This is a genomic window from Microvirga vignae (genome assembly GCF_001017175.1).
Lineage (GTDB): Bacteria > Pseudomonadota > Alphaproteobacteria > Rhizobiales > Beijerinckiaceae > Microvirga > Microvirga vignae.
Map to the genome: position 1 here is coordinate 100,393 of NZ_LCYG01000056.1, position 23,819 is coordinate 124,211.

Annotated in this window: 22 protein-coding genes; 11 read left to right on the plus strand and 11 right to left on the minus strand. The window is 62.3% G+C overall.

Annotation, left to right across the window (positions count from 1 at the left end):
• Positions 1-6 precede the first annotated feature (6 nt).
• Positions 7-1,287, minus strand: a complete 1,281-nt coding sequence (locus tag AA309_RS21035; RefSeq protein ID WP_047190968.1) for an ABC transporter substrate-binding protein — start codon at positions 1,285-1,287, stop codon at positions 7-9.
• Between the two features lie 604 nt (positions 1,288-1,891).
• Between AA309_RS21035 and AA309_RS21040 the strand changes: the two genes are divergently transcribed.
• Positions 1,892-2,407, plus strand: coding sequence for a hypothetical protein (locus AA309_RS21040; protein ID WP_150117673.1), 516 nt, complete (start codon positions 1,892-1,894; stop codon positions 2,405-2,407).
• Between the two features lie 565 nt (positions 2,408-2,972).
• Here AA309_RS21040 and AA309_RS21045 read toward each other — a convergent pair.
• The 6 genes from AA309_RS21045 to AA309_RS21070 all read right to left on the minus strand — a co-directional run bounded on the left by AA309_RS21045 (position 2,973) and on the right by AA309_RS21070 (position 9,002).
• Entirely contained in the window at positions 2,973-4,205 is a 1,233-nt protein-coding gene (locus tag AA309_RS21045) for an NAD(P)/FAD-dependent oxidoreductase (protein WP_052954901.1), read from the minus strand.
• Positions 4,206-4,216: 11 nt separating this feature from the next.
• Positions 4,217-5,182 carry an ornithine cyclodeaminase family protein gene (locus AA309_RS21050; RefSeq protein WP_047190970.1) on the minus strand — a complete coding sequence of 322 codons (966 nt, stop codon included), beginning with the start codon at positions 5,180-5,182 and terminating at the stop codon, positions 4,217-4,219.
• A gap of 5 nt (positions 5,183-5,187) precedes the next feature.
• The gene (locus AA309_RS21055) at positions 5,188-6,372 is read right to left on the minus strand and encodes an NAD(P)/FAD-dependent oxidoreductase (protein WP_047190971.1); all 1,185 of its coding nucleotides are present in this window, start codon (positions 6,370-6,372) and stop codon (positions 5,188-5,190) included.
• A complete protein-coding gene (locus tag AA309_RS21060) occupies positions 6,369-7,736 on the minus strand; it encodes an FAD/NAD(P)-dependent oxidoreductase (RefSeq protein WP_047190972.1) in 1,368 nt (455 codons plus the stop codon). The genes AA309_RS21055 and AA309_RS21060 overlap by 4 nt, the downstream gene beginning before the upstream one ends.
• Entirely contained in the window at positions 7,729-8,058 is a 330-nt protein-coding gene (locus AA309_RS21065; RefSeq protein ID WP_047190973.1) for a (2Fe-2S)-binding protein, read from the minus strand. The genes AA309_RS21060 and AA309_RS21065 overlap by 8 nt, the downstream gene beginning before the upstream one ends.
• Before the next feature lie 131 nt (positions 8,059-8,189).
• The gene (locus AA309_RS21070) at positions 8,190-9,002 is read right to left on the minus strand and encodes an IclR family transcriptional regulator (RefSeq protein WP_047190974.1); all 813 of its coding nucleotides are present in this window, start codon (positions 9,000-9,002) and stop codon (positions 8,190-8,192) included.
• 129 nt (positions 9,003-9,131) lie between these two features.
• Between AA309_RS21070 and AA309_RS21075 the strand changes: the two genes are divergently transcribed.
• The 10 genes from AA309_RS21075 (at position 9,132) to AA309_RS37275 (ending at position 19,072) form a co-directional block, all read left to right on the plus strand.
• The gene (locus tag AA309_RS21075; protein WP_047190975.1) at positions 9,132-9,905 is read left to right on the plus strand and encodes an enoyl-CoA hydratase/isomerase family protein; all 774 of its coding nucleotides are present in this window, start codon (positions 9,132-9,134) and stop codon (positions 9,903-9,905) included.
• 60 nt (positions 9,906-9,965) lie between these two features.
• Positions 9,966-11,033: an ABC transporter substrate-binding protein gene (locus tag AA309_RS21080; RefSeq protein ID WP_047190976.1), complete on the plus strand. Its 1,068-nt coding sequence runs from the start codon at positions 9,966-9,968 to the stop codon at positions 11,031-11,033.
• 266 nt (positions 11,034-11,299) lie between these two features.
• On the plus strand, positions 11,300-12,379 hold the full coding sequence (locus AA309_RS21085; protein ID WP_047190977.1) for an ABC transporter ATP-binding protein: 1,080 nt from the start codon (positions 11,300-11,302) through the stop codon (positions 12,377-12,379).
• A gap of 20 nt (positions 12,380-12,399) precedes the next feature.
• Complete coding sequence (locus AA309_RS36665) at positions 12,400-12,945, plus strand: ABC transporter permease (RefSeq protein ID WP_052954902.1); 546 nt, start codon at positions 12,400-12,402, stop codon at positions 12,943-12,945.
• Positions 12,828-13,400 carry an ABC transporter permease gene (locus tag AA309_RS36670; RefSeq protein ID WP_244470432.1) on the plus strand — a complete coding sequence of 191 codons (573 nt, stop codon included), beginning with the start codon at positions 12,828-12,830 and terminating at the stop codon, positions 13,398-13,400. The genes AA309_RS36665 and AA309_RS36670 overlap by 118 nt, the downstream gene beginning before the upstream one ends.
• Before the next feature lie 23 nt (positions 13,401-13,423).
• Positions 13,424-14,959, plus strand: coding sequence for an AMP-binding protein (locus tag AA309_RS21095; RefSeq protein ID WP_047190978.1), 1,536 nt, complete (start codon positions 13,424-13,426; stop codon positions 14,957-14,959).
• A gap of 1 nt (position 14,960) precedes the next feature.
• On the plus strand, positions 14,961-16,046 hold the full coding sequence (locus AA309_RS21100; RefSeq protein WP_047190979.1) for a hypothetical protein: 1,086 nt from the start codon (positions 14,961-14,963) through the stop codon (positions 16,044-16,046).
• 85 nt (positions 16,047-16,131) lie between these two features.
• On the plus strand, positions 16,132-17,562 hold the full coding sequence (locus AA309_RS21105) for an NAD(P)/FAD-dependent oxidoreductase (RefSeq protein ID WP_047190980.1): 1,431 nt from the start codon (positions 16,132-16,134) through the stop codon (positions 17,560-17,562).
• 862 nt (positions 17,563-18,424) lie between these two features.
• Positions 18,425-18,625 (plus strand): helix-turn-helix transcriptional regulator, encoded by a 201-nt coding sequence (locus AA309_RS21115; protein ID WP_052954904.1) that lies wholly within the window; start codon positions 18,425-18,427, stop codon positions 18,623-18,625.
• Between the two features lie 321 nt (positions 18,626-18,946).
• A complete protein-coding gene (locus tag AA309_RS37275) occupies positions 18,947-19,072 on the plus strand; it encodes a hypothetical protein (RefSeq protein ID WP_280136917.1) in 126 nt (41 codons plus the stop codon).
• A gap of 609 nt (positions 19,073-19,681) precedes the next feature.
• Here the strand turns inward: AA309_RS37275 and AA309_RS21120 are convergent.
• Genes AA309_RS21120 through AA309_RS21135 form a run of 4 tightly spaced genes read right to left on the minus strand, consistent with a single transcriptional unit; the run spans position 19,682 to position 23,815 of the window.
• A complete protein-coding gene (locus AA309_RS21120) occupies positions 19,682-20,386 on the minus strand; it encodes a FadR/GntR family transcriptional regulator (RefSeq protein ID WP_047190982.1) in 705 nt (234 codons plus the stop codon).
• Between the two features lie 18 nt (positions 20,387-20,404).
• Positions 20,405-21,961, minus strand: a complete 1,557-nt coding sequence (locus tag AA309_RS21125; RefSeq protein ID WP_052954905.1) for a xylulokinase — start codon at positions 21,959-21,961, stop codon at positions 20,405-20,407.
• Positions 21,954-22,994 (minus strand): zinc-dependent dehydrogenase, encoded by a 1,041-nt coding sequence (locus tag AA309_RS21130; protein WP_047190983.1) that lies wholly within the window; start codon positions 22,992-22,994, stop codon positions 21,954-21,956. Before AA309_RS21130 ends, AA309_RS21125 begins: the two co-directional genes overlap by 8 nt.
• Positions 22,991-23,815 carry a class I fructose-bisphosphate aldolase gene (locus tag AA309_RS21135; protein WP_047190984.1) on the minus strand — a complete coding sequence of 275 codons (825 nt, stop codon included), beginning with the start codon at positions 23,813-23,815 and terminating at the stop codon, positions 22,991-22,993. Before AA309_RS21135 ends, AA309_RS21130 begins: the two co-directional genes overlap by 4 nt.
• Positions 23,816-23,819: the final 4 nt, after the last annotated feature.

Genomic DNA, 23,819 nt, shown 5'->3' on the forward strand with positions numbered 1-23,819 from the left:
GCAACGTCAATCGACGATGCAGGCCCCCTGGCTTGGCTTGTCGGGGGCCCAGCAAGGCGCGCCGGTTTGCTTCATCAGGGTGTCGAGCACCTTGGCCTGGTCCTCAAGAACGGCCTTCACCGGCTCATTGCGCTGAACGATGCGCTGGAACGTGTCCATATAGACCTTGTTAAATTCACCGCCCTTGGCGCCGAGCCCCACCGGCAGCAGGGAAACCACTGCGTCCTTGGCATTCTGTGTCGCGCTCACGGCGCTGGACAGCAGCTTCACACCTGGGCTCAGATCCGCAGGCAACTCGGCCTTGACGACCGGGAAGAAGCCCACCTCCTGCGCGGTCTTGATTTGCGTCTCGGGCTTGGTGAGATGCTGGATCACGGCTACTGCGCCGTCATGATTGGGCGCGTCCTTCGGGATCGCAAGGCCGGCGATTACCGGCATGTAGCCGCGCCCTTTCGGGCCTGCGGGCGCCGGGAAGGTTACGAACTGATCGGGCTGAGCCTCCAGCGCTTCCTTGACACGGGCCACGTGATCCCATGCGATCCAGATCTCACCCCCGAGAAGCGGCTCCTGCATGAAGTTGTAGCTGGTGGAGTTGGGGCTTGAGACCGTCCACAACTGCTTCATCATGTTCCAACCCGCTTCGGCGTCGGCGGACTTGAACGGCGTCACCACGCCGCCCGTGAACGATGGGTAGAAGTAGCCTTGGAAAAAGCGCGCCATCAGGCCCGTCGGTCCGGCGGGCCAACCGAGACGGCGCTGTCCCGTGCGGTCGGCGATGGCCTTGGCCCATTGCTGCAATTGCTCATAGGTGAGCGCATTGATGTCGGCGCCGGCCGGCAGATATTGAAGCGCCTGCTTGTTGGCGACCATGATATAGGTCGCCTGCATCCACGGGATGTATTGTTGCTTGTCCGTGCCGAGCTTGCCGAGTTGCATGAGGTTGGCCGGTATGCCGAGATTGCTCACCTTGGCCGCCACATCTTCGATGGGCTGGAGATCGTCCGGAACGTGGGGCTGAAGCTCCCCATGGAGAGCGCCGACAAGGCTGATCGTGCGCTTTCCCGCCTGCGTTTCTGCTTTCAGGCGCACGGCGAAGGCGGGCGGCTCGTCCACCACATAGGTCACCTTGCCGGGAACGCCTTTCAGCAAAACCTCGCGGACTTTGGTGGCTTCCTCGATGGGCCGGAGCTGAGTTGAGTAGAAGATCGTGTCCTGCGCCTTCGCGGCTGTCAGGCTCCCAAATACAACGGCTGCCACGGCAACTGCTCTCAACGTCGCGCTCTGCATTGCCCATTCCCTCCATAGGCTCATATTGCTCAACCGTCCTGCCCGGACCTCAACGCGGACGACCCAACCCATCTCCACGCAACGTGCGGAGACCGGCTGCTTTTACTCAAGGTAGGGTAGTCGAGAGCGGGGTCTACTCATCGGCATCGGGCTGGCGCTATGTGCTGGAGGTCGCTTTTGGGTCAGGCACTGCCCTTCAGCGCGGCTGTGTAAGGGTCCGCTCGTCCCGCAAACGGGGACGTTCGGCTTACTTCCGCTCAGTGTCATGAGCCGACCTCTCGGAGTTCTCCACTCAAGCGGCTATTTGACCTCTGAGGATTTGCGCGTGAACTCCATGAAACACAGTCTTGAAGCCGCTCCTGTCGGACTTGCTCAGGTGAGGTGGTGCCGTTCACGAAGGAGGGATCGCGCGGGCAGATGGTAAAGCTAGGTGCTCGGTGGTACATTGGCAGGGTCGCAGATTGAGCCAGACGGCCCGTCGGCCGAGCCCTTGTAGATCGGGCCGCCGCGCCAGCGCTCCCGAGTACGCCTGCCGTCCAGCATAACCGGCTTAGCTCTTCGCAAGCGGGTTCGAAACCGCACAGCCTTGCAGGAGATCGATCCGATGACCAAAACTGTCACCGCCCTCTTCCATAACGAGCAGCACGCAACAAGCGCCGCAAACCGCCTGGAGCAGGCTGGCATCCCAAGAGATGGAATCGACATCTGGTCGACCCCGCACAATCTGGCTCCCCTCTTGGAAGATGAGGGCGTGTCGCGAGCCGATGCGCATGCCTATGCCGAGGGTGTGCGCCGCGGTGGTTCCCTGGTCATCGTGAAATGTGACGGCGAGATCGACGAGGTCGTCAGCATCCTGGACCAAGAGGGCGTGCTGGACCTCGAGGAGCAGCAGGCCCTCTGGCGCTCCGAAGGATGGCAGGAAGCCGCAGGGCCGGCTGGCAGTCTCACAGGATCCGCCAATCCTGCCCAGGGCGGCACAGGAGAGGGACACGATCTCACCGGCTCCCCGGACATGACCCGGGCCAGAACCGACATGGACACCAGTGGCCGGCCGGATGAGGTAGGCCCCGATCGGGTTCGCATTCAAATCCGCAAGGCGGAGCACCCGGTGCAGAAGTAGCTGCACCTGCGCGACAAGCGTCGAAGTCGAAAGGAACGTCCACGGCATCGGCGGACAGGCCATGATGGATTGAGCACCTTCCCTGAGGCAACGTCAGATTCACACTCCCGGGCTCCGTCACTGGCCGGCCATCGTCGGCCAGACATCACATCCCTTTGCGCCATTGCCGAAGGTCTCGAATGGGTCAGACTCGGAAACTCCCCTACCGGTCAGGAACGTCTGCTTCTCCGCCCTAAAGGAGACATTCGGTGCAGGTCCGAGAAGTGCCACTTGCGGACATTACCTTTTCCTTATGAGTTATTGGAACTGAGCTCTATCGAGCCCACGCCTCGTCTCTGCGGCTCGCTCCACACGGGTGAATGATCTCCTGATCGGTTGCGAGGCTCTTCCATGCGCAGGTCAGGCTGCTAGAGCCTCGCACGTGAAAAGTGGAATGCACTTTTGGGATCGATCCGATGCTCATTCTTGAGAGCAGCGCATCGTTCGGGGCGGAACCGGAGGTCCGCTTAAGCGACCCGAAGGGCCACGGCAGTGAAGACCGGGTCCACTTCTGAAGCACGATGCTCTAGAAGCGGTTCGCTCGATAAGGATAAGGATCGATTGTCGGTTTCCTGGTTGCGACCAGGTCAGAGACCAGCAGGCCCGTTGTTGAGCCGCCGATCAGCCCTGTCTGGCCGTGGCCGAAAGCAAGCACAACGTTCCTGTGCCGAGGCGAAGGTCCAATAACCGGAAGGGAATCGGGTGTCGCTGGGCGGTGCCCCATCCAAACGGAGATCGGTTCGCCGGCAATGCCGGGGAAATAGCGCTTCGCGATTCTCCCGAGTGCGGCGGCACGCCGCTCGTTCATCGGTGCGTCGAGACCAGCGATCTCCGCCGTTCCCGCAATCCGAAGGCCGTGCTCCATCGGCGTCATCATGATTTTTGAGGCCAGCGGATAGAGCGGGCGGCTTGGAGCCGGCGTCGGCATGGGCAGCATCACATGATAGCCGCGCAAGCTTTCGAGTGGGATCCGAAGGCCGAGCCGCGCGGCCAACCGCTGGGACCATGCGCCGGCTGCTATGACCACCATATCGCATGGCATGCGGCCAGCCTCCGTCATGACGGCACGGACCTGTCCGGCATCCTGCTCGAAATCCTTGACCGATGCCCGGACGAAGCGTCCCCCGTTCCGAGCGACGTCTTCGGCTATGGTTGCCACAAGGCGATGCGGATTGCTGCAATGGCCGGAATCAGGAAGGTAGATCGCCTTTACGAACCGAGGCCCCAGTGAAGGCTCCAGTTCACGGATCTCGTCGGGACCCAAAACTTCCGAACGGATCCCGAGCGAAGCCCTGAGCTCTCGGCCGAGAGCATCCTTGGCGAAGGCTGCATCGCTTTCGTAGAGATAGAGCTGACCGGAGACATGAAGCAGGCTTCCGGCATCGACACCCAGAAGCGTCCGGTAATGCCTGAAGCTGTCGGCGTGGAGCAAACGGAGCGCCTTTGCGATGCCGTCGATGCGCGGCCGTGCTCCCGCCGCAATGAATTTGGCGAGCCAGGGCATGGCGCGAGGCAGGTAGCGCCAATCGATCCACAACGGACTGTCGGGATCTGCGATCCACGACACGGCCTGTCGCACGATGCCCGGTGTCGACAGGGGCACCACGGAGCCGGGGCCGATGCTTCCGGCATTGCCGAAGGAGCATCCCTTCCCCGGTGGCAACGGATCGTAGATCGTAACGGAGTGCCCGTCCCGCTGGAGGAAGGCAGCACACGAGACCCCGATGACGCCTGCTCCGACAATGGCGATGTTGGCCAAGGCCCCCTCCCTCAAAGTGGCAGATGTAGTCCGCGGCCGGTTCGCCCGGCCTCGGCGATGACCTCGGCCGCGATGGCGAGATCGCCGAGAGCAAAGCCCGGGAAAAGGAACATGGCGCGCTGCCCCTCATCCGTGCGGCCGGTAGCAGTCCCGGCCACGAGGGATGCCAGATCCGCATCGAAGGGACCCGGGTAGCGGAGCTTGGCTCGGTTGGCCGGATCGGCCGCCTGAGCATGATCGTCGGTGGCCAGGATGTCGAACGTGCGCAGCGCCTCGCCGCGCCAAGGACGGCCGAGATCGACCGCGGCGACGAAGCACCCGGGCCTCGGGAGCGAAGCGTCAAGAAACGGCTCGAGTCCGGGCTGCGCCGGAACCGTCGTAACGACCACGTCGCAGGCGAGTGCCTCGCCCGGATGATCCGCCACCTCGGCGTCGAGGCCGATTTCCCGCGCGTACACCGCGAGTTTTTCTGCGGACGAGCGGCGACGTGAGTTGCATACGGCTTTGCGGAGCCCAGGCAGCACATCCCGGAGACTGGCGAGATGCCCGTAGGCTTGGGCGCCACATCCGATGAAGCCTATGGTGGAACTGTCGGCACGAGCAAGATAGGAAGCTGCCAGGGCCGACATGGCAGCCGTGCGCAGCACCGTGAGGCTGTTTCCGTCGAGAACCGCTACCGGAACTCCGGTCGTGAAATCGCTCACCACGATCAGACCGTTGACGTTCGGCAGCCCGCGCTCGTCGTTGTCCGCAGCAACCCCAATCCATTTCGTCGTCGCGAATGGCGGATCGGGCATGGCAGCGCAGAGGGACTGAAAAAAGTGCCCTGGACCGATGGGCACGGTGAGCTTCGGCTGAACGTGGGTCCTCCCCTCGGCATGCAGCCGGAAGGCATGCGCAAGCGCCTCTCGTGCGGCCCGAGGCTTTATTTCGAGTGCGGCAATGTCCTCGCTCGAAAGATAAAGCAGTCTCCTCATTGGCTTCACCCTGCTCGACCGCCGGGAGCAGCCGGTGCATCGAATTCATGCGCCAGCTTGTCCGAGACCTGAACCGCGTTCCTGAAGCGACTGATGGAGAAAGGAGCAATCGGAGTGTCGGTTCTGCCATCCACGATGAGATCGGCAAGCACCGCACCGACTCCAGGCCCCACCTGGAAACCATGCCCGCAGAACCCGAAGGCATGAAACAGACCGGGAGTCGTCTCGCTCTCGCCGATGACCGGCAACATGTCGGGCAGATAGCCCTCTATGCCTGACCAGACGCGAATGACCTGCGCCGATCTCAGGAACGGAGCAATCCTCACGAGATTGCGCATGCCGCTGAGGGTCTTGTTCGGCGGCACGGGAGCCCGGTTGAGCACCGGATCCGCCGCGGTCCGCGGATAGCCTGCGAAAATGACATTGCCGCGCGGAATCTGCCGAAAGATGACGGAACCGTCCACCGCCTGCACGGAGGGCACGACCTGATAGGGAATAGGCTCGGTCACGAATTGCGGAGGCCCGGCTGCGAACATGGGCGCCGTCTCGCCGAAGGCTTCGGCAATGGCCAGAGCCCAAGCTCCAGCAGAGTTCACCACGGCGTTGCAGTCCACCACGAGCCCGGTATCGGTCTCCACAGTGAAGCCGACGCCGTTCCGACGCACCTCCGTCACGCGCGTATGCTCGACGATCTCAGCGCCAAGGCGCTGTGCGGCCCTTGCCACGGCCAACGACACGAGACGAGGATTGGCCGTGGCATCTCGTGCCGAATAGGTTGCCGCCTGAAGTCCCTCCCCCAGCCATGGCCAACGACGGCGAAGTTCATCACGGCCGATCCGCTCGATCGCGAGTCCATGCCCTTCGGCGACCCGTGCGTGCTGCTCCAGTTTCTCCTGCTCGGCCTCGTTCATCGCAACGTAGAGGTGGCCGGTTCTCTCGAACTCGCAACGGTCGCCGATCAGGCCTTCGATTTCCTCCCAGATCGCCTGCGACCTGAGAGAAAGCGGATACTGCCCCGGATGGCGTCCCTGCAGACGCAGGTTGCCGAAATTCACCCCGCTCGACTGGGCCCCGACGACGCCTTTCTCGATCAGGACCACATCCCATCCGCGCTTGACCAGGAAGAACGCTGTCCAAGTGCCGATGAGCCCGCCCCCGACAACGACAACCCGTGTCGTCTTTGTCGTCATGGCTCTAGCTCCAAGGCTGCATGAAGAGGAATGGGCTTCACCGGCGCCTGTATGCGCAATCGACCGGCTTCCGCGATTGGTGCTTCGCAAGCGCCCGCCACGATCTCCTGCAGGGCCGGACCGCAGAAGCGCCCCTGGCATCGGCCCATGCCGCAGCGCGTGATGGCCTTGACGCGATTGACCTCTCGCGGGCCGAGCGGGGCCTGAACGGCAGCGCGAATTTCGCCCACTGTCACCGCCTCGCATCGGCAGGCGATGGTCTCGTCGGGAAGTGCAGCCGCCTGCGCGATCGGCCATGCGAAAGCCTGGGCCAGCCCCTTCTGGAATCGCCGCAAGCGCTCGACCTGCCGCCGCAAGCGCACTAGCTCGGTCTCCGACTGCGGCCGACCCATGTCCGCGAGCAGCGCGTGAGCGGCGAGCGCACCGCTGGCCTCTGCGGCATCCGCTCCGCCGATAGCTGCCCCATCACCGGCTAGGTAGAGGTCGGCTCCGGCTCGTCCGTCGAGATCCGTCTCGGGCAACCACAGCCGGAAGTCCGGATCGAACCGGAAACGAGCCCCGGCCAGCTCGGCCAATTGCGTCTCCGGCTTGAGGCCGTGGCCATACGCGACGGCATCACAGGAAATGAGCCGTTCGCGCCCCCGGCTATCCTTGACCCGAACTCCCTCGACATGATCCTTGCCGTCGATCCCGAGCGGCGTTGCGCCGTCCAGGACAGGAATACCGGCCATGTGGAGTGCCGTACGGTACATGACCCCCCGTGCCAGCGTTCGCGGACTCGCCGCGAGGTCGCGTATGGCCGCCCGTTTTGCGGAGAACGGAGTCGTATCCACGACTGCCGCAATCGATGCACCGGACCTGCGGTATTGCAGCGCCGCCAGAAACAGCAGCGGCGAACTGCCGAGGAAGACGATACGGCTGCCGATCAGGCAACCCTGATCCTTGAGGATCACCTGTGCGCCGCCCAGGGTGAAGACGCCGGGCAGTGTCCATCCCGGCAACGGCATGATGCGATCCGTAGCGCCGGTTGCGAGGATCAGCGCGTCATACGGGATCGTACCCGCCACATCATCGGACAGTGTGTGGAGCGTCTTCTCATGGATGCCCCAGACAAGGGTGCCGGGGCGATAATCGATCCGCTCTCGGAGGGAAGCGAACAGTGAATGCAGGCGCTGGTATTTCCCTGCCTCCGAGCCCATCAGCGCGTTGATATCGAGGGCAAGGCTTCTGGCCGGCTTTCGGTAACCCTGGCCTCCCACTTCACGTGCCTCATTCACGAGAACCGGCCTCAGGCCTGCCTCGACCAGAATGGATGCTGCCCGTATACCGGCCGGGCCGCCACCGACGATCACCACATCAGGCATCGACGTTATCCTTCCGAGGATTAGTCCATAGGACCATGCCGTCGGCCGCGAGGGTCGTGCATGCCCGCACGCGCTCGCTGTTTCCGAGAGAGACCCAGCAATCCTGACAGGCTCCCATCAGGCAGAAGCCGGCGCGGGGCTCGCCGCCGAATTCGAGATGCCGGACAACTCTTCCGTTCAGCAGGAGCACCGCAAGCAGGCTGTCGCCCTCGACAGCCTCGACCGCGGCCCCGTCAATCGTAAGACGCAGCTTTGTGCCGTGACGGGGGACAACCCTTACGAACTGTCCCTTGTGCGCCGTCTGCTTTGTCTCGTCCGGCATCCTTGACCACCACACTTTTATCGCGATGCAATAATTTTTGTGGAATGGTAAGATTGTCGGAAAACCGCTGTCAAGGGAAAGACGCTGGGCTCCGGGACGATACGGCTCCCCGGGTGTCAGGCGTTTGCGTCTTAGGTGGACGAGACGGAATGCGCTGCGGAAATGATGTGCATTGCAAAGCGCTCCACGACTTCCTCGCTTGAGAAACGCGAGAGTGGAACCGCGATGTTGACTGCGCCTTCCGGACGATCGTTTGCCGCGATGACCGCTGCGGCGATGGATGCATCGCCGCGATAGAACTCATCGAAGGCGGTGGCGTATCCCTGCTCCCGCGAAACGCGCAGCTTCTTCACGAGATCGTCGAGCTTCCACGTTGTTGAGGGAGTGATCGGCTTCCGGTCGGAGCGCTCGAGGATCGCGACGGCCTCATCCTCCGGCAGACGCGACAGGATCGCCATGCCGGGAGCCGTGCAATAGGCCGGCATGCGGGAGCCGATGATGACATTCGTGTTCAGCATATGCCGGCTCATGAAGCGAGAGATGAAAATGATCTCGGTGTCGTCGAGCACGGTGAGGTTGATCGTCTCTTCCGTCTCCTTGGAGAGGTGCATGAGATAGGGCATCGCCCGTTCCACAAGACGATTGCTGCGCAGGTAATGGGAGCCCAGCTGGAGCGTCTTGGCCGTCAGTTCGAACCGCTTCGTATTGGGGTCCTTTCGCAAATAGCCCAGCCGAGTCAGCGTGTGTGTGAAGCGCTGTGCCGCGCTGACATCCATCTCGGTCGCGGCGGCGATCTGGGAAAGGCTCAGGTTCGCGCTCTGCTGATCAAAGACCGAAAGCACACGAAAGGCCTTTTCGACCGACATCACCATCAGCGGATCTGTGGCACGGCCGCGCTTTGCCGGTGCCTCTTCTTCGATCTTCTTTGTTTTGCTGATCGCCATTCTTGAATTCTCTCTCATTGGAACGGCTTCGATAAAAATCTCGAAGGTAGTTGACAATAGCACCCGATTGGGCAGAACATACAATAATAGCTATTGCATTGCAATAAACCGAGTAGAAGGATCCGGGCTATGGCCGAATTTGTCTTGAGTGAGCGGCAGGGTGCTGTCGGCATCGTCACCTTGAATCGCCCCCAGGTTCTCAATGCCTGGAACGCGGCCATGCGGGACGAACTGACCGCCGCCCTGACGGCCATGGAGGAGGATGCCGCAGTCCGCGCCATCATCCTCACCGGCGCAGGTGACCGGGCTTTTGGGGCCGGGCAGGACCTCAACGAGACCAAGACTTTCGACCCTGATCGGGCGGAGCAGTGGATCGGCGAATGGGAGCGCCTCTATGACCGCATCCGGTCGCTCTCGAAGCCCATTATTGCGGCATTGAACGGCGTCGCAGCTGGCTCGGCCTTTCAGGTGGCGCTCCTCTGCGACCTTCGGGTTGGCCACCCTGGCGTGACCATGGGCCAGCCTGAGATCAACTCCGGAATCGCCAGCACCACCGGTCCCTGGATCATGCGCGAGATCATCGGCCTCGCTCGAACCATTGACCTGACGCTGACTGGCCGCATGATGGATGCGGATGAATGCCACCATATCGGCGTCATCAACCGCCTGGTGCCGCAGGACAAGGTGATGAGTGAATCGCTGGCACTTGCAGAACTCCTCGCGAGCAAGCCTCCTGTCGCCATGCGCCTGGATCGTCAGCGCTTTCGTGAAATGACGGAGGAAGGTTTTCGTGACAGCCTTGCCGCCGGCGCCCGTATTCAGCGCGAAGCATACGCATCCGGAGAACCGGCCCGGATGATGGAACAGTTCTTGGCTCGCAAGGCCGCGGCAAAGAAGGGCTGAAGCCCCTGCCACGACGTGAGGGAATGCGGGTTCACGACCTGCGGAAACAGGAGGACGAACATGAGCGATACCAGTCTGACGATGAACCGGAGGCACCTGCTCAAGACGGCAGGCGGCGCAGCCCTGGCCCTCGGAATGCCGGGCCTTTCCGGCCGGGCTCTGGCGGCAACGACGATCACCGTCGCCGATCCCGGCGGCCCCTTTAGCCCCGCCTTCCGGAAGGCCTTCTACGACCCATTCGAAAAGGCGACCGGCATCAAGGTGGTCAGCGTGGCCCGCGAGGCCGAACCCACGGCCCAGTTCAAGGCGATTGTCGAAACCAAGTCCTACACCTGGGATGTCTGCACGCTGACCCTTTCGGCGCGGGACATCCTTGCGAAGCAGAACCTCCTCGAACCCATCGGCTTCACCCGGGATGCAGCGCCCGGCCTGATGCCGGAGGCAATCACCGATCTCTGGATGGGCACGGACGTGTATTCCACGGTCTTCGCCTACAGGAACGATCGCTTCAAGGACAATGCACCGAAGAGCTGGGCCGACTTCTGGAACGTGGAGAAGTTCCCCGGCCGCCGCTCTCTGCGCAAGAACCCCATCGACTCCCTCGAGCAGGCCTTGATGGCTGACGGCGTAAGCATCGATCAGCTTTATCCGCTCGATGTCGACCGCGCATTCAAGAGCCTCGACAAGATCAAGCAACACATTGCCGTGTGGTGGACAGGCGGCGCACAGTCGACCCAGCTCCTTCAGAGTGGCGAGGTCGATCTCATCAGTGGCTGGAACGCGCGCCTCCAGGCGGCGATCGACGGCGGTGCACCGGCGACGATCGTCTGGGAGCAGGGTCTCTATTCCATCGAGGGCTGGGCAATTCCCAAGGGCTGCCCGCGCGCGGACGCCGCGAAGCAGTTCATCAAGTTCTGCTCTGCCCCTGACCGTCAGGCCGCCTTCACGGACGTTCTGGCTTACGGACCGACCAATCTCGATGCCTACAAGAGCATCTCGCAGGAGCGGGCGAAGGTGCTACCGACCTCACCCGAGAATCTCAAGAAGATGCGGGTCGCTGACGAAAACTGGTGGAGCGCGAACCGCGCCGCGGTGACCGAGCGGTTCAACAGCTGGCTTCTGACCTGATTGCGAGCGCCGCCGCTTCGATCCGGGAGACGGAATTCCGGGGCGGCGGCGCGTTCCGGCGAGACTGAGCTGGAGCTCATGAGCCGGGTGCGCGTGAGCTTTCGCTGATGCCCGACGGTGGTTCGGCTGCGGAGCCTATGTCCTGCGGCTCCTCTCGGGTTCTACAGAGCCAGCTCTTCTTGCATTCTCCTGTTGGGCGTGTGTCGCGGACCCGCTCGATACCGCGCCCGCACACGGCTTCGAGACGAAGGAAGGAATACGCTACGATGACGACGGTGGCGAAGGATGGCGTGACCGCGCCGAAGCTGATCATTGAAGGCCTGTCGAAGCGCTATGGCGCCGTCACGGCGCTGGAGCCGACGCATCTGACCGTTCCGACGGGAGAGTTCCTCACCCTGCTCGGGCCGTCGGGGTCGGGCAAGACGACGCTGCTGCAGATGGTCTGCGGTCTCGTCGAGCCGACTTCGGGACGCATTCTCATCGACGGCCGCGACCAGACGCAGACGCCGGTCCACCAACGCGACATCGGTCTTGTGTTTCAGCACTACGCGCTATTCCCTCACCTGACCGTTGCCGAGAACATCGAGTTTCCTCTGCGCATGCGCGCGCTGTCCGCGGCACAGGTCAAGCAGCGGGTCAAGGACGCGCTCGCGATGGTGCAGCTCGACCATCTGGCGGCGCGCTTTCCGCGGGAGCTTTCCGGCGGGCAGCAGCAGCGTGTCGCGCTCGCCCGCTCCTTCGTCTACCAGCCGTCGATCATCCTCATGGACGAGCCGCTCGGCGCTCTCGACAAGAAACTGCGCGAGCATATGCAGATCGAGATCAAGCAGCTGCACCGTGAAACTGGCGCGACCATCATCTACGTGACGCACGACCAGGAGGAGGCGCTCGCCCTCTCCGACCGGATCTGCTTGATGAATCATGCACGGATCGAGCAGCTCGGCTCTCCCCAGGAGATCTACGCCCGTCCGGCGACAGCCTTCGCGGCCGACTTCATCGGAATCTCGAACATCTTCCGTGGGCAGGTCGACACTGCCTCGACCGGGGAGATCCGTCTTTCGACGCCGCATGGAAAATTCCGCCTGCCCGCAGGCGCCACGTGCTCCGGTGCGGAAGCCGCCATCGTGGTCCGCCCTGAGCAGATCAGCCTCGGAGGCGACAAGGGAAACACCGTCGTGGGTCGCGTCGCCGACGCCGTTTACGCCGGCTCCGAGACGCGTCTCATCGTCGATCTCGACGAGGGTGAAACGGTGATCGTGCGCCTACCGCCGGGACAGCCCGCTCCCGCGTATGGAGAGCGCGCGACCTTGGGCTGGAATCCGGACGCAGCGGTCCTGGTGCCCTGAACGCTAAAGGAATCGCAGGCATGACAGCAATCACCGCCTCCGCCCTCCCGTTGCGCCAGCGCCTGTTCCGTCCCAATGCGCTCTGGCTGGCAGCGCCGGGGCTTGCGTTCCTGGCCGTCTTCTTCCTGTACCCGGTCCTGCGCCTTCTGGCTCTGAGCGTGCAGGATCCGGCGAGCGGCGCCCTCAGCATCGCGAGTTATGCCCGCATCGCGAACACGGACGTGTATCTTCAGGTGCTGGGCATCACGTTCAAGATCGCCGCCAATACGGCGCTGTTCTCGGTGCTCCTCGGCTATCCTCTGGCCTATTGGCTGGCCGGGCTGCGGGAAGGATTGCGAGAGCGCATGGTGCTGCTCGTAATGGTGCCGTTCTGGACAAGCTATCTCGTGAAGACCTTCGCCTGGATGGTCGTGCTCGGCCGCTTTCCGCCACATTGCGCTCCTTCGGCGTGGCTGCCGCGACCGCAGTCTGTGCGACCCTCATCGGCGGGCTGGCGGCACTGGCGCTGGCGCGCTCCAACACCCGCTGGGGCGGAGTTGTCTTTGCGACGTTCCTTGCTCCCTTGATCGTCCCGCGCATCATCATCGCGGTCGGTCTGTTTTATCTCTTCGCTCAGATCGGCCTCGTCGCGACGGATCTGGGTCTGGTGATCGGTCATACCGTCCTCGCCCTCCCCTTCGCCTTCGTGACCATCACGGCGATCCTGAAGAATTACGACTGGCGTCTCGATCAGGCGGCGGCGGTGCTTGGAGCCAACCGGCTCAAGACCCTGCTTCTCGTCACGGTTCCCCTCGTGAAGGGAGGATTGGTCGCGGCCTTCCTGTTCGCCTTCATCACCTCCTTCGACGAGCTCACGATTGCGATCTTCGTCAGCGGTGGGATCAAGACGACGCTTCCCAAACAGATGTGGGACGACATGATCCTGCAGCTCAATCCGACTCTCGCTGCGGTGTCTGTCGTTGTCTTCGTGATCGTGACCGTCCTCCTTCTCCTCGCTGAACGCTTCCGCCGTACGACTTAAAACCCGCTATCTAAGAGATCTCGATGTCACTCGCCGGTACCAGTCTCGCTAACCTTTTGCGCTTGCATGCCGAGAAGAATCCTGACGGAGTCTTCGCCCGCTTCAACGGCGAACCCATCACTTTCGCCATGCTTGATTCCCAGTCCGCAGCTTTGGCAGCCTGGCTGCGTTCCCGCGGTTTGCAATCAGGCGAGCATGTTGCGGTGATGATGCGCAACAGCGTGGAAACTCTTGCGGTGGTATTCGGACTCGCCAAGGCCGGTCTGGTCTGGGTGCCGCTCAATGCTCAGCAGCGTGGCCCTGGCTTGCAATACATCGTCAACCATTCGAAGCCAGTCCTCGTGATTGCCGATGCCGAGCACCTGCCGACGATTGTCGAATGCGGCGCGGAGCATCCTCGACAGGGCTTCCTCGTTCATGGGAAGGATGAGGATCATCCACGCCTGGCCGAGGTTCTGAGCACCGGAACACCCTTTATGGAGCCGGCCCCCGCCATGGATGCGCCCTTCGCCATCATGTATACCTCCGGCACGACCGGCCAGCCGAAAGGCGTGATCGTCTCCAACCAGATGATACGGCTGGCGGGAGAGGCGGTCGGCCTCGTCGCGGCCGCCCGGGCAGACGACGTGATGTTCGTGTGGGAGCCGCTCTACCATATCGGCGGGGCTCAGCTCCTCGGCCTGCCGATGACCCACGGCGTGGTCCTTGCCATGGTGGATCGCTTCAGCGCGAGCCGCTTCTGGAGCCAAGTGCGGGAATACCGCGCAACGCACATCCATTATCTCGGCGGCATCCTGCAGATCCTTCTCAAGCAGCCTCCATCGCCGATGGACCGTGACCATGGTGTGCGGATCGCCTGGGGCGGAGGTTGCCCGGGTGAAATCTGGAACGCGTTCCAGGACCGGTTCGGAGTTCAGATCCGGGAGTGCTACGGGATGACCGAGGCCTCCAGCATCACCACCTTCAACGACAAGGGAGTCATCGGCTCCGTCGGAAACCCGGTGCCGTGGTTCACGGTAGAACTCCTCGGCGCCGACGGTCATCCCGTGCCGCTGGGCGAGCGGGGAGAAATCGTGGTGCGCACTTCAACACCGGGTGCGCTTTTTCCAGGCTATTTCAACAATCCTGACGCGACCGAGAAGGCTCTTCGAAACGGTGCCCTGCACACAGGCGATCTCGGCTCCTACGACCCGGAAGGCAACCTGATCTTTCATGGCCGCATGACCGACAGCGTCCGCTGCCGCGGCGAGAACGTGTCTGCCTGGGAAGTCGAACGCGTAGCCGCCGATCATCCGTCTGTCGAGGATTGCGCCATGATCGGCGTCGCGGCGGATGTCGGCGAGCAGGACATCAAGCTCTTCATCAAACCGAAGGCAGGAACCAACGTGGAGCCCGCAGAGATTTCCGCCTGGCTTTCTACTCGCCTCGCCTCTTACCAAAACCCACGCTACATCGCCGTCGTCGACGAGTTCGAGCGCACGCCGAGCCAGCGCATCATGAAGCACAAGCTGTCCAAGCGTCTCGACGATTGCTGGGATAGGCTCGCTCAAGGGATCTGAGATGACGACGGAATCCACCATCCTCCTGACCGGAACCGGCGCTTTCGCTGCCCGCATCCTGTTCGACATCGCAGCCACCGCGACGGCTCCCACCCGCGTGGTCCTGGCAGGACGCAACCGCGAGCGCCTGCAATGGCTGAAGGTCGCGGCGGGTGCCCGTGCGGCGATCTTCGGCACGCCTGTGACCGTCGTTCCGCGTGAGACCGATCTTCTCGCCGAGGGCGCTGCCGTCGAAATGCTCGAAGAGACAGCGCCGAACGTGGTCGTGCAGGCGGCTTCCGTGCAAACTTCGTCCGTGATCGCGGGATCGGGCGATGCCTGGAGCAGACTCGTCGCCGAGGGCGGATTGAGTGCGACCGCGGTCTTCCAGGCGCTTCTCAGCACCCGTGTGGCGGCGGCCATGACGCGTCTCGGGAGCACCGCTCCCCTGATCAATTGCAGCTTTCCGGACGTGGTGAACGGATTGATCAAGGCGCTCGGTCACCAGGTCACTTGCGGCATGGGCAATGTCGCGATCCTGTCCAATGCCTTCGCGGCCGATCATAATCTGATGGAGAGAAGCCGCATCAAGGTTCTTGCCCATTATCAGAACCTCGGAACGTGGCGCCGCCCTGCCGGAACGCGCTCGGGAACGGCACCAAGGGTCTGGATCGATGACGAGGAGATCGGTGATGTGTTCGGCGCGTTTCGCCATGTGAAGCTGACGCCGGAGCCGGTCATCGACATCTCCGGCGCCAGCGGCGTGCCGCTGATCCTCGCCCTCGCGGAAGGACGCCCATGGACCGGCCATGTTCCAGGCCCTCACGGCCTGCCGGGAGGCTATCCGGTGCAACTGGCCGGCGGCATCCTCTCTCTCAATCTGCCGCCATCTCTGTCACAGGAGGAGGCCGTGGCGTGGAACGGACGCTTCGAGGAAGACAATGGCCTCGTCGTCGGTCCGGATGGGCAGGTGCGCTACACGGGTGTCTTGCGCGAGCGCCTGGCTCAGCACTCCCCCGTCTTGGCGGAGGGCTTCGCTGTGGCCGACCTTGAGGAGGTCCACCGTTCGATGCAGGACCTGCGCACGAGGCTACAGAAACAAGATTGACGCCGAGCTTCCCGCTGCCGCGCCGCCCAGCGCCCGCGCTTGCAGTGTTCCAAGGTTTGGCGCGGCACTTTACGGCGTTTTCACCATGAGACCCTTCCTGCCCTCCATCGATCCGTCCGATTGCTCCTGGTGGCTTGATGAAGCCCTGAAGAACGAGGGCAGCGTGCCTGCCGCCGCGCCGCTCGAGGGAGAATGCAAGGCCGATGTCGCCATTGTCGGCGGCGGATTCGCCGGGCTTTGGACCGCGCTTACTCTCAAGAGCCGCCGTCCCGGCCTTTCCGTCGTGCTGATCGAGGCGGCGATCTGCGGCTCCGGCGCGAGTGGCAAGAATGGCGGAAAGGTTCACGGCTACTGGTCCTCTCTGGGCACCGCCGTTCAGGCCCTCGGACGGGACGGCGCTCTTGCGATCGCCAGGGCCGGCGACTGGGCTCAGGACGGTATCCGGACCTTCGCTTCCGAATGCGATCGCGACATCTGGTGGCGGGAGGGAGGCAATCTCGTGGTCGCCACCACTTCGCAGCAGGAGGAGAAGATCGCGGACGTCATGCGGCACGCCCGCGAACTGGGTGCGGAAGATCATGTTGCGGTCCTTTCTGCGGAAGAGGTTCAGGCGCGCTGTATGTCACCGGTGTTCCGGCGAGGCCTCTTCTATCCCGATGCAGCGACGGTGCATCCTGCTCGCTTGGCACGCGCACTTCGGCAGGCTGCAATCGACCGCGGGGTCGCTCTTTTCGAGAATACGCCGATGTTGAGTGTCGATCCGGGGCATCCATGCCGGATCAAGACCCCCCGCGGCCTCATCGTCGCTCGCGAGGTCGTGCTCGCAACCAATGCCGCACTGAGCGAGCGGCGGGAGATCCGGCCGCATGTCAGCCTCTTTTCCAGTTATGTCGTCATGACAGAGCCTGCGCCGGAACAGCTGGCTGCCATGGGCTGGAAGGGCGATGAAGGCCTCGCGGATCTGCGCATGTTCCTGCATTACTTCCGCAAGACACCGGACGGCCGCGTCCTGATGGGATCTGGATCCGGACCGGTAGGCTACGGCGATGATGCGCAGGCGCGGCATCTTACCCATGACAGAGCAAGCATCGGACGGGCGGAGGCAGGGCTTCGTCGGCTGCTTCCCGGATTGCAGGAGGTCCCGCTGGCCCGCGCCTGGGGCGGCGCGATTGATGTTTCCGCCGACCGCCTTCCTTTCTTCAAGACCATACCCGATACGCGAATCCACTATGCCTGCGGCTTCTCGGGACATGGCGTGAACGCCACCTATATTGCCGGGCAGTGCCTCGCATCGTTGGTCCTCAACGAGGAGGATCGCTGGTCAACGCTGCCGTTCTGCACGCGATCACTGCCGCAGCTGCCGCCTGAGCCGTTCCGTTTTACCGGCGCCAGCGTCATCCGCTCCGCCATTCTCGCGTGCGAAGAGGCCGACGAGCAGGACCTTCACGCTCCTGCCTTGGCTCGAGCCGTTGCCAAACTCCCGAAAATCCTTGGGCTCAGGATCGGCATTCGATAGGACTCCCTCTCAGGATCAGAGTTTCCTGCCAGTCCCGCACCATATTGCGCTCGTGGTCACCCTATCGGGTAGGTCTCGTGTGACCTACGCCGATGCAACGGCTCATCTGGTCACCAGACCAGCTTATCGGCAAGCTCGGGCCGACCACAGGTCGCCGCCATAGAGCTGATTGCCTGCTTGTATCCCATCAGCGAATAAACGACACGCCCGTCCTTACCATTGAACGCCCGCGCGTGAAACCGCGAATGCTCTCATTGCTGAGGATGGTACGGCCCGCCGCATCCTTCTGGGCCGGCACAAGTTTTCCGCCCATCTCCGAAAGGTTGATCGGGAACTGAGACTGGCCGGATGTCATCACTGCCGCGCGAGCGGATCCGGGCTTTGAGTAGAAGCGCGCATCATCCAGGAAATGGATCAGCGGTGAGTCCAAGTCGCTGTCGATTGAGAACCAGACGACCGGACGCTGCAGGCGGCGGACGGTCGAGCCCTCCGTCGCTGTTGTGGTTTGGCTTTGGAGCCGTGCTGATCGACCATCTCGGCCGTGTCATCCGCATGAATAGGCAGGCAGAGACCTACCTGGGCTATCATCTGCATGTCGTCGCATCGCGACTGTGAGCATCGCACCACGACGCGAACAAGTCTCTGCAAGAGCTTATTGCCGGCATGAAGGGATTGGTCCTGAACCACGACGCCACTTCGCTGACCTCGATCTTGCTTCTTCGGAAGAACAATCTTCCGCTTCTCATACATTCCTACCCTATCGTCCGTCAGGCTTCGGATATCTTTTCAGGGCGCATGCGGACTCCTTCTCATCAGTGATCTGACCCAGAGCCAGCCGCTGGCCTCGAAGCTCTAACAAGAGATGTTTCAGCTCACACCTGCCGAACTGCGGGTGGCCACAGGGCTTGTTCAGGGATTGGATACACAACAGATTGCCACGCAGCACCAGATCGGCGCCCAGACAGTGCGTTTCCATCTGAAATCTATCTTCGCGAAGACAGGCACCAACCATCAAGCCCAGCTTGTTGGCCTGTTGGCTCGTTTTACGGGACACCACTCTTGATTGACCGATCGAAAGTCGGCTTTGGGTCAAAGGAGGAGGCTCCTGCCCTTTTTGAGCGTCCGCTTACCGCTCACAAGCTGACCAAGGCGCAGGGCCCGCCCAGTGCCCAAAATGGAAATTTGAAGTGCAAAGATGCGCTACTGGACCCTGGCGGATCTCCATCTGGATTCTACAAAATTGTTCTATATAACGTCATGCCATTGGCGCAAGCTCATGTGAGCTGACCTATCTACCGCACAGCAGCAATCGAAACTATCTGAACGTCAGGGGGCGCAGTTCTGCGCTCCGATCTCTGAGAGATCTGCTGTAAGGACAACTGCCATGATCGTAGCGACCATTCTCCGCGTTTTCATGCGTCTCGTGAACGCTACGGCCTATGCGAACCAGCTTAGGGGCGAGCGTATGCTGAATGAGCACCTTGCACGTGCCGGCAGGAAGCTTACCTGAGCAAACAGGCAACGCAGGCCGTTTCTGGGCTGCAAGAAGAAACCTTTGTTCTTTCAGACTGTATGCATTGATAGCTCGACATGGCCGCAGGAGAGAGTGGCAGAGATCAAATGTGTTAGTGGAAAAGACCTGAGTATTTGCTCGCTCTCGAAACAGGGTCGCTTCAGCACGAGAAACTTGGCCCAGGCGAAGAATCGCACAAGTCAGAGAAGTTAGGCCACCTTATTGTCGAGATAGTCGGACACGAAATGGTTCCAAGCGCGAAGAGCCGCCTCTTCCGCCTCTGCCGCCGTACCGCACGGATCTGACAAAGGGCCCTGTGGTGAGTCTTCACTCTCGCAATCAAGGCAAAAATAATGTGCTTCGTACTGTCCGTACAATTCGAGGCAGTTGATGCCAAATTTAACTCCTCTGCAAACCGGACACGGCTTAGGATCAGTCATTGCCACCCACTCCAATTTACCGTTTGTGCGAGACCTGCGAATTAGCAGGAAGCATTAAGCTCCCGCGAGTGACGCAAGGGTGCGTTCGTTTCCAGGGTGTCCTCGGCAATCCAGTTGCGCGTGGAACTCGTCGAGTCGTTGTCAGCCAAGAATGTTCGGCCAGTCGTCACTCGTTGATGTTAAGGATCGAGATCTTCGACTCCTCACGACGCCACAACCAGTAACACTCCTGAATAGCCTCGCGCGCCAGTTCCGGTTCGCGATCCCGCAGAGCCTGAACAAGTGCTCGATAAGCCTCGATGTTCCGCTCGAAAGCGCCGCGGACCATGGAGATGATCCTGACCTTGTTCGCAATGACCGACCGAATTACGGACGAGAGGCCATCGATGACAATGACAATCACGGGATTGCGGCACGCTCTGGCAAGGGTCGCATGAAGCTCAAACTGAAGCTCGACAACATCTTCCAAGGAGTCTGACTCGGCAATCTGGTCGATCAGATCGTCGAGGGTCTCGAGATCAGCGGTGCTTGCCTGGATCGCAGCCGCACCTGCCATCTCCCGCCCGATCATCTCCATGGCACTCTGGATCTGGTCAATCGAAATGAAGCCGAGCTTAAGGGCAACACCGAAGTAGAATTGCAGGAACCGCGAGTTCGGCAGCGCCAGATAGGTCCCGCTGCCCTGGACGCGCTGGAGCAGCCCAAGCGTTTCAAGGACGGTCAGCCTGTCCCGCAGAGTCGGGCGCTGGATGCCGAGCTGGTCCGCCAACTCACGCTCTGTAGGGAGCTTGATCCGCCCGCTGCTGTCGGGCCTGAGCTCCATTGCGATGTCAATGACACGCGCAAGAATATCGTCTTCGCCGTCGGTCATCGAAACCCGCAGTTCCTTTTACCCAGTAGCCCGCGCCGCAAGATGGCGCCTCGAGCCCTCATCTGCGTACTGGCCAGAACTACGATCTGCAAGAGCATGCATCAAGTCGCGCATCTGGGGGTAGGCAGCGTCGAAGATCCTGAACATGCGGTCGTAGATCTCAATCGTCCGCTGGGATCCGGGCCGGATAGCGGTGGCATTGGCCGATATCAACGGAAGTTCCGCATCTTGGCTGCCCGTGAACAACCCTGCAGCTATGGCGCCGAGCAAGCCGGCCCCTAATGCGGCAGCGTCAGGCATATCGGACATGATGTAATCGAGCTTGAGGACATCCGCTTTCATTTGCCCCCAGAACCGGTTCCGCGCCCCGCCGCCCACGCTGAGCATGTGCTCCGGACGCTTGCTCCACTTGGCCGAGCCCCGTTCCAGAATCTGCCGCAGACCGAAGGTCGTCCCTTCGAAGACGGCGCGCACCATGTCCTGACGGCTGTGTCGGAGGAGAAGCCCGAGCCAGCTTCCGCTCGCCTCCGCATCCCAGATGGGGCTGCGCTCGCCCGCAAGGTAGGGCAGGAACAAGAGGCCGTTGGCTCCTGGAACCGACTCTTGCGCCAGATGCTCCAGCTCAGCAAGGGTCTTGAGTTCTGGCCAGACCTTGTTGTTGAGCCAGCCGAAAGCACCGCCCAATGTTGACATTGCCCCATGGGCGAGCCAACGGCCAGGCACAATATGCTGGCGATGCAGGAAGGACGGCTCGAAGTCGGGACGGTCCAGGCAGAAGGTGATGACCCCTGACGTGCCGACGGATTCGAAAACCTCGCCACTGTTCATCAGACCGACCGCGAAGGAAGCCGCGGCCGTATCGGCAGCACCGAGAGCCACAGGCGTGCCCGCAGGAATTCCCGTCAGCGCGGAGGCTCCGTCAGTCACCCGGCAGATCATGTCCGTGCAGGTGCTGATCTCGGGCAGGATTGTCGCTTCGAGTCCCCACAGCGCCAGGAGATCATGGTTCCAACGCGGCTCGGAATCGCCGATCCGCATCAAACCCGAATAGGAGGCCTGGGTCGGTTCGATGCCATCCCGACCGCCAAGGCGGCGAGCCAGGAAACCATTGAGCATGGTAATACGCCGCGCCCTCGCCCATCCCGCCGGCTCATGCTCGCGAATCCAGGTCAGATTGGCGGCCCAGCAGGTCGACGTGCTCGCTCGATTTCCGGTCTGCTGCATATAGGCTGCGCTGTCGGGGCCGACCACCTCGTCAAGACGCGCCTGGGCGCGACCATCGAGATAGAGAATACCCGGCCGCACCGCTTGGCCATCCTCATCGAGAAGGATGGTCGTCGGGCAGGTCGTGGCAAGCCCGATGGACACGATTGACGGGACGCGGGCCGCCACCTCCCGAATGGCATCGGCGGTCGCCACCCAGTAGCGTTCGGGGTCGATTTCGGCCCAAAGCGGGTAAGGCGTAATAACGGGAACCGTTCGGTGAGCCTTGGCAACAAGGCGACCCTCGCGTGTAAAGGCGCAAACCTTGATCCCGCTTGTTCCTGCATCGACTCCGAGGAAGACTTCAGTCATTACGGATTGCCACCTTCAAAGCCCGCCCGCTCTCCGCTTCCTTCAGCGCCTCGACGGCGTCAGCCAGTTCGAAGCGATGGGTCACGAGCGAGTTGGCATCAATGAGCCCGCCAGCGAGCAGCTTGAGAGCCGTCTCGTAATCCTGTCGGCGCAGCGCGCTGGCTCCGGTCACGATAATCTCGTTGTAGTGCACGAGATTGACGTCGAAAGTCGCCATGTCGCCAGCCGAGAAGCCTGCGAACAGATTGACGCGTCCACCCTTGCGCACGAGCTTCAGCGCCTCGTTGGCAAGCGCCGGAACACCGATTGCCAGGATCACCACATCCGCGCCGAGACCATCGGTCACGCCGCGGATCACCTGCGCCAGATCCTCCTTGGTCGGATCGCAGGCGATGTCCACGCCGCGGTCGAGAGCTGCCTGTCGGCGCATCTCGTTGGGCTCGCTCATGATGACGAGTCGCGCGCCAGCCCGGCGTGCGAGCGCCGCGTGCATGAGGCCGATCGGCCCCGCCCCGAGGATGACCACGACATCGCCGAGTTCCACGCCCACATTCCGCAACCCGTTGATGCAGCACGCCAGCGGCTCCGCAAGCGCAGCCGCCTCGTAGGGCATGCCTTGCGGAATGCGCACGGCATTGCCGGATTCCAGCGCAAGCGCCGGCACCTTCAGGTATTCGGCATAGGCCCCGTCGAACTCGTATCCGATGGCCTGACGGTTCTGGCAGACATTCTCCCGGCCCGTCTTGCAGTAAGCGCATTTGCGGCAGGGAATGACAGGATTGACCGACACCGGATCGCCACAGGAGAACTGCGAGACACCAGCCCCCACTTCGACCACCTCGCCCGCGAATTCATGGCCGAGAACGGACGGGAACCGGACACCCTTGGTCTTGCGACCGCGGAGAATGCGGATGTCGGTCCCGCATACGGTCGCAGCCTTTACCTTCAGGATCAGCTCGCCCGGCCCAGCGGACGGGGTTGCGACATCCTGCAGGACGACGTCGTCGGGAGCACGAAGAACGGCGGCCTTCATCTCTGGAGGTCCTTCTCTTCCTCGAGAGCACGATCATAGACCCTGAGAGCTCCCTCGACACTGGCGTCATCGTGCATCAGGGCCGACAGAGCCTTGATGACGGCGGAGGTGTGCGGGTGAGACCACACGAAACGGCCATAAGTGACGCCGCGCATGCCGACATCGAGTGCCTCGCGGGTCATGCGCAGATAGTCCTCCAACGTCTCACCCATCTCGCCGCCGGCGAGCGCCACGATGGACGGGCAGGCATCGACAACCGAGCGGAAGCTCTCGGCCGAGCCGGACCACATGGTCTTGACGATATCGACACCAAGCTCAGCGCCTGCGCGAACCGCATAGGCCAGGACCTGGGCGTCATGCTGATCCTTGATGAGGGCGCCCTTCGGGTAGATGTGCGCGACAAGCGGCATGCCGGCAGAGGCAGCTTCCTTCGAGATCTTGCCCAGGAAGGTCAGCTGCTGGGCCTGATCGGGGCCGCCGACGATGCAGCCCACCGAAATGGCGTCAGCACCGAACCGCACCGCCTCCTCCACGTCCGCAACAGGCGTGTCGTAGGTTGGATGGTACTGCACCGAATAGGCGCTGGCCTTCAGGATGATCGAAGACTGCCCGGCGTAAGGAGCAAACACCTTCTCGGCGATGCCTTTGTGCATCGTGATCGCGTCCGGGCTGCCAGCCACAACCTTTTTCATCACCGACCGGATGTCCACGAGCCCTGGCATCATCCCGCGGGTGATCGGGTGGTCAACCGTGATGGCGAGCATGCGACCGGACTTACGATTCACAATCCGGCTGAGACGAACTTCTTTGCCGAGAAACATGGGG